Source organism: Geodermatophilus sp. SMS 5-13 (genome assembly GCF_059428245.1).
Window position 1 is genome coordinate 5,094,485 of record NZ_CP165729.1, and the last position, 9,079, is coordinate 5,103,563.

Here is a 9,079-nt window from a genome sequence, read left to right on the forward strand (position 1 = left end):
GGTCCTCAGGCGGCCGTGCGCAGCCGGCCGGTCGAGGCGGCGACGACCTCGTCCCAGGGGGTGGCCGCCAGGCCGAAGGTGGCCGTGGTGACGGAGGCGTCGATCACGTAGGGCTGGTCGAACTGGTGCTTCACGTCGACCACCTCGCGCATCATCGGCGAGACCACGCCGATGGCCCGCAGCACGCTCCACGGGATCCCGCTGACCCGGGGCGCCGGCCGGCCGAGGGCACGGGCGAGGTCGGTGAGCGCCTCGCGCTGGGAGCGGATCGCGCTCGGCACGTGCCAGGGCCGGCCGTACGCGCGCTCGTCGGTCGCGAGGGTCACCAGGGTCGCCGCGACGTCGGGCAGGTACGACCAGCCGCGCGGGACGTCGGGGTCGCCGACGACCCAGGCGCGCCGGCCCTTCTCCAGCGCCGGCAGCTGGCGCATGAGGTGCGAGTGGCTGCCCGGCACCTGGGGGCCGACGAAGTCCGCGGCGCGCGCCTCGGTCACTCGGACGCGGCCGGCCTCGTGCGCGGCGAGCGCGTCGGCCCACATCCGCGCGCGGACGCGGCCCTTGGTGTCGGTCGCCGCCAGCGGCGAGTCCGGCGCCATGGGCCCGGACGGGCGGCCGTAGCCGTAGAGGTTGCCCATGGTGACCAGGACGGCGCCGGTGCGCTCGGCCGCGGACAGCAGCGCAGCGGCGACCGGCGGCCAGTCGGTGGCCCAGCGGTGGTACGACGGGTTGACCGCGTTGTAGAGCGCGGCGGCGCCCTGTGCGGCGGCGGCGACCGCGTCGGGGTCGGCGGCGTCCACCTGCCGGTGCTCCACGGTCCCCGTCGAGCGCCCCCCGCTGCGGGACAGGATGCGCACCTGGTGGCCGCGGGCGACGAGCTCCTCGGCGGTGGTCGATCCGACGGGGCCCTTGCCGACGATGACGTGCAGTGACATGACGCTCTCCCGATCTCTGTGAGCGGTGCTCTCGAATGTGGCCAATGCTCGCGACTCGTCCCCGGCTTGTCAAGAGCGGTGCTCGCACTTGCGTTCACTGTTCTTGTCGGCGAGCATGGACCGATGCCGACCACCGCCCGTGAACGCGTCCGCGCGGAGCTGACCGCCGAGATCACCGACGCCGCCCGCCGGCAGCTCGCCGAGGTGGGCGCCGCCGCGCTGTCGCTGCGGGCGGTGGCGCGCGAGCTGGGCATGGCGTCGTCCGCGCTCTACCGGTACTTCCCCAGCCGCGACGACCTGCTGACCCGGCTGATCATCGACAGCTACGACGCGCTCGGGGCGGCGGCCGAGAAGGCCGACGACCCGTCGGCGCCGCCCGGGGAGCGCTGGCTGGCCGTGTGCCGGGCGGTCCGGACCTGGGCGAAGGCACACCCGCACGAGTACGCGCTGCTCTACGGCTCGCCGGTGCCCGGCTACCGGGCGCCGCAGGACACCGTGCCCGCGGCCGCGCGCGTCGGCGTCCTGCTCGGCACGATCCTGGGGGACGCCGCCCGAGCCGGCCTGCTGCCGAAGACCTCGGGCGGCCGCGACGCCCTGCTGATCAGCGACGCCGCCGTCGAGGTCCTGGGCGGCGCACATCCGTCGATCGACGAGGACGTCCGCGTGCGGGCACTGCTGGCCTGGAGCTCGATCTACGGGACGATCAGCTTCGAGCTGTTCGGCCATTTCGTCGGATCGGTGGAGGACGCCGATCGCTACTTCGACCGCGCGATGGACGAGCTCGCCGGCCTCGTCGGCCTCGGCCGCGGGTGACCCCACCGGCTGAGCGGCCACGGGTGGAGATCCGTCCGCCCATGATCGCGCGGGTTCTCCCCTGGTTGGTCGCCGGGTTCGGCATCGTCCTCTTCCTCCGGCCGTTGCTGCTCGATGCGCTCCGGACGGGCGACCTGCGGGCGATCCTGCTGTGGGCGCGTTCCTCATCGCGTGGGTGGCGATCGCCGTGCGCACCTCCGGGATGGGCAGTGCTCAGCACGCCTGACGACCGGCTCCTCGTGCGCAATCAGCTGCGGACGAGGACGTTCGCGCGTTCGGAGGTCGAGGACGTGCGCCCAGCCGCGGGGCGGTTCGCCTCCGGGGCTGGGCGGCAACCGGCGCACGCTGACCTGCCAGCAGGAGCAGCTGCGCCGGTGGCTCGCCGCGACGTCGTGAGGGGACGCCGTGCCGTTCACCGGTAGCCACCCGGCGGCCGTGCTGCCGTTCCTGCGCACGCCGCTGCCCGCGTCGGCGCTGGTCATCGGCAGCATGGCGCCGGATCTCCCGTACTACCTGCCGCTGCCCCAGTGGTACGCGACGCACACCGCGCTCGCCGTCGTCACGACCGACCTGCTGCTGGGCGGGCTGGCCTGGGTGCTGTGGCACGGGCTGCTGGCCGCGCCGGCGCTGGCCACGGCCCCGGCGCCGCTGCGGGCGCGGCTCGATGATCGGGTCCGTCTCGGCCTCACCGGGGCCGCCTCGGTGCGCCGGGCCGTGCTGCTCGCCGGCGCGCTCGTGCTCGGCGCGGCCACGCACGTGCTCTGGGACGAGTTCACGCACCCCCGCCGCTGGGGCACCGAGCACCTGCCGGCGCTGGCCGCGACCTGGGGTCCCATGCCCGGCTACCGGTGGATCCAGTACGCCAGCAGCCTGATCGGCGGCGTCGTCCTGCTGGTCTGGTTCGTCCGGTGGTGGCGGCGCACCCCGCCGGTGGACGTCGAGCCGCGGCCGGTCATCCGCTGGGTCTGGCCGGGGCTGCTCGCCGTCGGGGCCGCGTTCGGCGCGGCGGCCGCGGCGAGGGCGGCCAGCCTCGACGACGCCGTCTTCCCCGGCGCGCGGTGGGCCGGTGGCGCCGTCCTCGTCGCCGGCGTGGTGCTGGCCCTCGGCTGGCACCACGCCCGCCGACCGCGCCGGTCGTCCTAGCTCACCGCAGCGCGTCCTCCCTCACGTCCGGCGCTGAGTCAGGACGCGCACACTCAGCTCCGGAGCAGCCGGAAGGCGTGCGTCCAGGAGCCGGTCCGCGCACCGTAGGTGACCCAGGCCATGCACATCGCCTCGAGCCAGCGGCTGGCCTCGATCCCGCCGAGGTCGGCGACGTCCCAGCCGGTCTCCTCCAGCAGCCCGCTCACCGTGGCCTTGGCGTCGGCGTCGTCCCCGGCGATGAACATCGTGGGCGGGCCGCCGGGCAGCTCCGGATCGACCATCAGCGCGTTGCCGACCGTGTTGTACGCCTTGACCACCCGCGCCCCCGGCACCGCGCGCTGCACCTGCTCGCCCAGGGAGTCCGTCGTCCCGACGAACAGGGCCGGGCCCCCGGAGGACATGTCCAGCGGGTTGGTCGCGTCGACCAGCACCTTGCCCTCGAGCTCGTCGGCCACCGAGCGCGCCAGCTCGACGGCGACCTGGCCCTGCACCGCCAGGACGACGAGCTCCGCGACGCGCGCGACCTCGGCCGGCGACGCGGTGGGCACGCCCTCGACCTCCGCCTGCCGGGTGCCGATCCGCACCCGGTGCCCGTGCCGGGCGTATCCGGTGGCCAGCGCCCGGCCGACGACCCCGCTGCCCAGGATGCCGATGTCCACGGCGGGTCATCGTCGTCCCGGCCGGGGGGCCAGGACAAGGCGCTCAGGCCTCCTCGGGATCCGGTCCGCGCGCGGCGCGGCCGCCGTCCACGGGGAGCACGGCGCCGGTGACGAAGGCGGCGGCGTCCGAGAGCAGGAAGGCGACGGTGGCGGCCACCTCGTCGGGGGTGGCGACCCGGCCGAGCGGGTGCAGGACGGCCATCTGCTCCGAGGTGCGGGCCGCGGCCTCGGGCCCCTGCGCGCGCAGCAGCTCCTGGTAGCGCTCGGTGTCGACCGAGCCCAGCGCCACGGCGTTGACCCGGATCCCGTCCGGGCCGTGGTCGACGGCCAGCGCCCGGGTGAGCCCCTCGACGGCCGCCTTCGCCGTCGCGTACGGCAGCGCGCCGCGGACCGGCCGCTGGGCCTGGTGGCTGGAGACGTTGACGATCGCCCCGCCGCCTCCCGCGGCCAGGAACCGCCGGACGGCGGTCGTGCAGCCGGTGACCACCGGCGCCAGGTTCGCCGCGATCAGGGCCAGCACCTCGGCCGGCGGGGTGACGTCGACGCCGGCGTCCCGGAAGACGGCGGCGTTGTTCACCCAGCCGCGCAGCGGCCCGGCCGCCGCGGCCCGGTCGGCGGCCTCCTCGGTGACCGCCTCGTCGGCGGCGTCGCCGCTGACCGGGACCAGTCGCCGCCCCTCCGGGTGCGCCGCCAGCCAGGCGACCGCGGTGGGATCGCGCTCGAGGACGACCACCGTGCCGCCGTCGGCCACCAGTCGCTCGACGATCGCCCGCCCCACCCCGCGGCCGCCGCCGGTCACCACGTACGAGCCGGTCATGGGCCGATCCTGCCCCGAAACGCGCAGCGCCCGCCCCGGCCGGAGCCGGGGCGGGCGCACGTGACGCGATGGACCGGCCCCGCTGCAGGGTCCCGCCGCGAGCCTGCGAGCGGCGGGGCAGGGGGGTCCTTCTAGTCGAGCGCGACGGTCGTCTCGTTGAGGCCGACGTCGGCGGAGAGGACGCGCTCGCCCCTGCCGACCGGCGCCAGCGAGCGGACCTTCCACTGACCGGGGGCGGCGAAGAACCGGAACTCACCCTCCGGACTGGTCACCACCTCCGCGGTGAACTCGTCGGTCGCGTCGAGGAGCCGGACGTAGGCGCCGGCCACCGGCGCGCCCTCGTGCCACACCGAGCCCTGGATCACCGTCTGGGTGTCCAGGTCGATGCCGGCCAGGCTGCCGCCCTGCTTGGGAGCTCCGCACATGATCTCAGCTCACTTCTCGATCGGGACGCCGACGAGCGAGCCGTACTCGACCCAGCTGCCGTCGTAGTTCTTGACATCGGGCTTGCCGAGCAGCTCGTGCAGCACGAACCAGGTGTGGCTCGACCGCTCGCCGATCCGGCAGTAGGCGATGGTGGCCTTGCTGTCGTCGTAGCCCTGCTCGTCGTAGAGGGCGGCGAGCTCCTCGTCGCTCTTGAAGGTGCCGTCCTCGTTGGCCGCCTTGCTCCACGGGATGTTGATCGCCGTGGGGACGTGACCGGCCTTCTGCGCCATCTCCTGCGGCAGGTGGGCCGGGGCGAGGATCTTGCCGGAGAACTCGTCGGGCGAGCGGACGTCGACGAGGTTCTTGTTGCCGATCGCGGCGACGACCTCGTCGCGGAAGGCGCGGATCGAGAGGTCGGGGTCACTGGCCGTGTACTGGGTCGTCGGGCGCTCCACGGCGTCCTTGGACAGGGGGCGGCCGTCGAGCTCCCACTTCTTGCGGCCGCCGTCGACCAGCTTGACCTCGCGGTGGCCGTACAGCTTGAAGTACCAGTAGGCGTAGGCGGCGAACCAGTTGTTGTTGCCGCCGTACAGGACCACGGTGTCGTCGTTGCCGATGCCCCGCTCCGAGAGCAGCTTCTCGAAGCCGGCCTTGTCGACGAAGTCGCGCCGCAGCGGGTCCTGGAGGTCGTTCCTCCAGTCCAGCTTCACCGCACCCTCGAGGTGGCCGCCGTCGTAGGCGCTGGTGTCCTCGTCGACCTCGACGAAGACGATGCCGGGACTGTTCAGGTTCTCCTGGGCCCAGTCGGCGGTGACGAGCACGTCATTGCGGCTCATGGGTGGTTCCTTCCTGGTGGAGGGCGGGTCAGGCGGCGGTCGTACGGGGGGACACGCGTCGTCCACCCACAGCCCGCCGGATGAGCAGGTACATCTCGCAGCCGAGGCAGAAGCCGGTGGCCGCGTTGAGCAGGGCCGCCACCAGCGCCAGGCCGGTGGCGATGGCGCCGACCAGCGGCGCGGAGAGCAGGTAGCCGAGCGCGCCGACCGTCGCGAAGACGAAGCCGACGAGCTGCGCGAACCGCGGCGGCGCCTCGGGCTCCCGCTCGCGGACCGGACCCAGCCGCGGCGCGACCAGGACCCGGAAGAGCAGCCCGTAGGGCGCGTACCGCAGGCCGGCGAAGGCGCCCACCGCGAAGACGACCGCCTGGACGGCGACCAGCCAGCCGGTGGCGGTGAGCAGGGCGACGGCGAGGACAGCGGCGGTGACCCACGCGGCGAAGCGCGGACCACGCACGTCGACCTCGCGCGACGGTGCAGTCATGACAGAGGAGACCTTCGGACGGCGGACAGGGCACGTCGGGACGGTCGGCAACCGACCTCAGCAGGTCGGACAGAGGCAGCTGCCGACGCGGCACAGGTCCACTGTGCGGCGCGAGGTCAGCAGGGTGCCCACGGGGCGAGAGTAACCGATCACACGGAACTCCCGACATGCGCGTCGATCAGAGCGGTCAGCTCGTCCGGCCGCGGGGCCCCGCTGCTGCGGCCGATCAGGCTCCCGTCGCGGCGCAGGTAGAACAGGGTCGGCGTCCGCCGGACGTCGAGCTCGCGGACCACGTCGAGCTCCTGCTCGGCGTCGATGTCGACGTAGGCCAGCCCCGGGCGGGTCGCCTGCAGGTGCGCCAGCCGCGCCCGGGTCGCCCGGCACGGCGCGCAGAAGGCGGTCGAGAACTGGACGACGGTGAGGTCGGCGTCCTCCGGGCGGACGCCGAGCCGCGCGAGCACCGCCTGCGGACCGCCCGCCACGTCGTCCCCTCCGCCCGCCGGCGTCCGGACGGCGCCGTTGCGTGCGCGCAGCCACCAGGCGGCGGCCGCCGTCAGCACCAGGGCGGCGGCCAGCACGACTGCTCCGATCGGACTCATCCCCGCACGCAACCGGCCCGGCGCCGGCCGCATTCCCGAACCGCGATCAGCCGCGCAGCACCGTGTCCCGCGCCTGGACGGTGACGACGACGCCGTCGTCGGCCGGGCGCACGCTGGTGAGCTGCAGGCCGAACGGCAGCGCCGGGATCGTGTAGCGGATGTCGAGCAGGTCGCTGACCCGGCCGACCAGGAAGGCGGGGACGTCGACCCCGGCGCCGGAGGCCTCCTCGACGTCCACGACCAGGTCGTCGCCGTCCAGGGTGACCGTCCCGGCCGCGGTGAGCGGCAGGGTGAACCCGGCGATCTCGACCGTCCGGGTGATCCGCAGGCCGTCGCCCTCCCGGCGCAGCGTGGTGTCCCCGCCGAGCTGCGCGGACAGCAGCGCGTAGGACAGCGTCGCGGTGCCGTCGACGCGGTCGACCGGCACCTCGCGCACCGATCCGGACAGCACGTCGGACAGCGGCACGTGCACCCCGTGCAGGGCGACGTCGGCACGGGTGCCCTCCGGCTGGCCGAGGTCGGCCGCGGTCAGGGCGATCCGGACGTCCTCGTAGTCGCCGGCGATCGCCTGGGTGAGGAAGGGGAAGCCGTTGATGTCCACCGACGGCGTCCCCTCCAGGCCCCCCTTCGCCGCGAGTTGCTCGCCCACCCGGTCCTCGGCGATGCCGACCGCGATCCGGTCGGCCGCGACCGCCAGCCCCAGCAGGACGACGAGCGCGATGAGCAGGGCCTTCACAGCGCCGTCTGCAGGCCCAGGGCGACCGGCGCGCAGGCGGCGATCGGCAGCACGGCCTGGAGCACCCACAGCGCCGCGGCGCGCCCGTGGCCACCTTCCGGATCGGTCTCGGCGGCGACGTAGCTGGCCGCCACCGCGACGAGGGCGGCGACCGCACCCAGCACCGCGCCGAAGGTGACCGCGGAGACGCTGTCGGCCAGGTCGCCGTTGCCGCGGCGGGCGAACCCGACCGCCGCGCCCGCCGCGACGGCGAGGACCAGGCCGATCAGGCCGCGCGGGACCCCCGGGGCCAGCTGCGGCCGGGGCAGGACGAGGTCGACCAGGTGCCCGACGACGAGCGCGGCGCCCACCGCGAGCAGCGCCGAGGTGGCCAACCCCGACGCGGAGCGGCCGACGAGCAGCAGCACGGCCAGCGACGAGACGGCGCAGACCAGCAGCACCCCGCCGGAGAGCCCGGCGACCATGTCCTCCCGGCGCCGGCGGAACATCTGGGCGAGGACGACGACCAGGAACGCCGGCCCCAGCACCACGAGCAGCCCGCCCAGCTCCGGCCGGTCGGGGAGCACGAGCGCGGCGTCGGCGCCGGCCGCGGCGAGGACGCCGACGACCGCCGTCCCGACGGCGCCGCCGGTGCCCGTGGCCGCCACCCAGGCAGCCACGAGGGCCAGCTGCAGGAGCGCGACCGCCCCCAGCAGCCCGGTGTCGCCGGCCAGCTCCGGGGCGGCGATCAGCAGCGCGACGGCGACGAGGGCGAACGCGGCGGCGGGGAGGTGGTGCGCGCGGGGGGAGACCTCCGCCTCCACCTCCGAGTAGGTCATGGGTTGATCGTCGCAGACGCCCATCGCCCGATCCGCTCGACGAGCGGAGCGGTCGCGCCGCTCTCCGCGTGCCCGAAGCCGGGGACCACCCAGGCCGTCGCCGTCGGCCCCGCCGCCTGGGCCAGCGTGCGGAAGTGCTCGAGCGGGAAGTACTCGTCGCGGTCGCCGTGCACGAGCAGCAGCGGGGTGGGCGCGATCCGGCTGACCACCTGCAGCGGCGCGGGCGGGGGCGTCAGCCACGGCTCGTCGAGCCGCAGCCGCACCAGCCGCGAGACGAGCGAGCGCCCGGCGGTCGTCTCGAGCAGCCAGTGCACGCGGCGCATCGGCCGGGTGTCCCGCACGTACCAGCGGCTCACCGCGCTGACGCTCACGACGGCGTCGGGCCGGTGCCGGCCGAGCGCCGCCTGGCGCAGCGCCGCGCCGCCGCCCATGGACAGCCCCAGGGTGACCACCGCGTCGGCGCCGTCGGCGCGGGCCGCGGCCACGGCGGCGTCGACGTCGGCCAGCTCCGGGTCGCCGCCGGCCCCGGACGCGCCGCCGGAACGGCCGTGCCCGCGGAAGTCCAGCGCCCGCACCTCGCCGAAGCGGCGCAGCCAGCCGGCCAGCCGCAGGAACGGCGCGCGGGCCACCGAGTTGGTGAAGCCGTGCGCCACCACGAACGTCAGCGGACGCGTCCCGGGGCGGGCCGGCGCGACGGCCGGGACCGCGATCCCGGACAACGTCACGCCGTCCTCGGTGCGGACGCGCACCATCCTGCTGCCGGTGAGTGATGGGCGCGCTAACAGCACGTCAGCTATCCTGCGTGCTCACGCTCGA

The 9,079-nt window shown here is 75.2% G+C and carries 12 protein-coding genes; 2 read left to right on the forward strand and 10 right to left on the reverse strand.

The features are described from left to right. Positions 1-5 precede the first annotated feature (5 nt). A complete protein-coding gene (locus AB3388_RS24710) occupies positions 6-932 on the reverse strand; it encodes an NAD-dependent epimerase/dehydratase family protein (RefSeq protein ID WP_495407965.1) in 927 nt (308 codons plus the stop codon). Between the two features lie 123 nt (positions 933-1,055). Here AB3388_RS24710 and AB3388_RS24715 point away from each other — a divergent pair, with 123 nt between their 5' ends. Continuing rightward, positions 1,056-1,745 (forward strand): TetR/AcrR family transcriptional regulator, encoded by a 690-nt coding sequence (locus AB3388_RS24715; RefSeq protein WP_495407966.1) that lies wholly within the window; start codon positions 1,056-1,058, stop codon positions 1,743-1,745. A gap of 405 nt (positions 1,746-2,150) precedes the next feature. Continuing rightward, a complete protein-coding gene (locus tag AB3388_RS24720; RefSeq protein ID WP_495407967.1) occupies positions 2,151-2,888 on the forward strand; it encodes a DUF4184 family protein in 738 nt (245 codons plus the stop codon). 53 nt (positions 2,889-2,941) lie between these two features. Here the strand turns inward: AB3388_RS24720 and AB3388_RS24725 are convergent, their stop codons facing one another. The 9 genes from AB3388_RS24725 to AB3388_RS24765 form a co-directional block, all read right to left on the reverse strand. Beyond that, positions 2,942-3,547, reverse strand: a complete 606-nt coding sequence (locus AB3388_RS24725) for an NADPH-dependent F420 reductase (protein WP_495407968.1) — start codon at positions 3,545-3,547, stop codon at positions 2,942-2,944. A 43-nt stretch (positions 3,548-3,590) separates the two neighbouring features. Further along, positions 3,591-4,364, reverse strand: coding sequence for an SDR family NAD(P)-dependent oxidoreductase (locus tag AB3388_RS24730; RefSeq protein ID WP_495407969.1), 774 nt, complete (start codon positions 4,362-4,364; stop codon positions 3,591-3,593). Positions 4,365-4,495: 131 nt separating this feature from the next. Next, the gene (locus AB3388_RS24735) at positions 4,496-4,789 is read right to left on the reverse strand and encodes a DUF1416 domain-containing protein (protein WP_495407970.1); all 294 of its coding nucleotides are present in this window, start codon (positions 4,787-4,789) and stop codon (positions 4,496-4,498) included. Positions 4,790-4,798: 9 nt separating this feature from the next. Next, positions 4,799-5,626 carry a sulfurtransferase gene (locus AB3388_RS24740; RefSeq protein ID WP_495407971.1) on the reverse strand — a complete coding sequence of 276 codons (828 nt, stop codon included), beginning with the start codon at positions 5,624-5,626 and terminating at the stop codon, positions 4,799-4,801. Positions 5,627-5,654: 28 nt separating this feature from the next. Beyond that, entirely contained in the window at positions 5,655-6,110 is a 456-nt protein-coding gene (locus tag AB3388_RS24745) for a DUF4395 domain-containing protein (RefSeq protein WP_495407972.1), read from the reverse strand. Between the two features lie 149 nt (positions 6,111-6,259). Then, entirely contained in the window at positions 6,260-6,709 is a 450-nt protein-coding gene (locus AB3388_RS24750; RefSeq protein ID WP_495407973.1) for a thioredoxin family protein, read from the reverse strand. Between the two features lie 46 nt (positions 6,710-6,755). Then, on the reverse strand, positions 6,756-7,445 hold the full coding sequence (locus AB3388_RS24755) for an LmeA family phospholipid-binding protein (RefSeq protein ID WP_495407974.1): 690 nt from the start codon (positions 7,443-7,445) through the stop codon (positions 6,756-6,758). Then, entirely contained in the window at positions 7,442-8,263 is an 822-nt protein-coding gene (locus AB3388_RS24760; protein WP_495407975.1) for a hypothetical protein, read from the reverse strand. The genes AB3388_RS24755 and AB3388_RS24760 overlap by 4 nt, the downstream gene beginning before the upstream one ends. Then, positions 8,260-9,015: an alpha/beta hydrolase gene (locus AB3388_RS24765; protein ID WP_495407976.1), complete on the reverse strand. Its 756-nt coding sequence runs from the start codon at positions 9,013-9,015 to the stop codon at positions 8,260-8,262. The genes AB3388_RS24760 and AB3388_RS24765 overlap by 4 nt, the downstream gene beginning before the upstream one ends. Positions 9,016-9,079: the final 64 nt, after the last annotated feature.

What these genes read in the sequence shown, in the direction of transcription:
- AB3388_RS24710 (WP_495407965.1), bottom strand. Translation starts at nt 932, where the DNA reads ATGTCACTGCACGTCATCGTCGGCAAGGGCCCCGTCGGATCGACCACC.
- AB3388_RS24715 (WP_495407966.1), top strand. Translation starts at nt 1,056, where the DNA reads ATGCCGACCACCGCCCGTGAACGCGTCCGCGCGGAGCTGACCGCCGAG.
- AB3388_RS24730 (WP_495407969.1), bottom strand. Translation starts at nt 4,364, where the DNA reads ATGACCGGCTCGTACGTGGTGACCGGCGGCGGCCGCGGGGTGGGGCGG.
- AB3388_RS24735 (WP_495407970.1), bottom strand. Translation starts at nt 4,789, where the DNA reads ATGTGCGGAGCTCCCAAGCAGGGCGGCAGCCTGGCCGGCATCGACCTG.
- AB3388_RS24740 (WP_495407971.1), bottom strand. Translation starts at nt 5,626, where the DNA reads ATGAGCCGCAATGACGTGCTCGTCACCGCCGACTGGGCCCAGGAGAAC.
- AB3388_RS24745 (WP_495407972.1), bottom strand. Translation starts at nt 6,110, where the DNA reads ATGACTGCACCGTCGCGCGAGGTCGACGTGCGTGGTCCGCGCTTCGCC.
- AB3388_RS24750 (WP_495407973.1), bottom strand. Translation starts at nt 6,709, where the DNA reads ATGAGTCCGATCGGAGCAGTCGTGCTGGCCGCCGCCCTGGTGCTGACG.
- AB3388_RS24760 (WP_495407975.1), bottom strand. Translation starts at nt 8,263, where the DNA reads ATGACCTACTCGGAGGTGGAGGCGGAGGTCTCCCCCCGCGCGCACCAC.
- AB3388_RS24765 (WP_495407976.1), bottom strand. Translation starts at nt 9,015, where the DNA reads ATGGTGCGCGTCCGCACCGAGGACGGCGTGACGTTGTCCGGGATCGCG.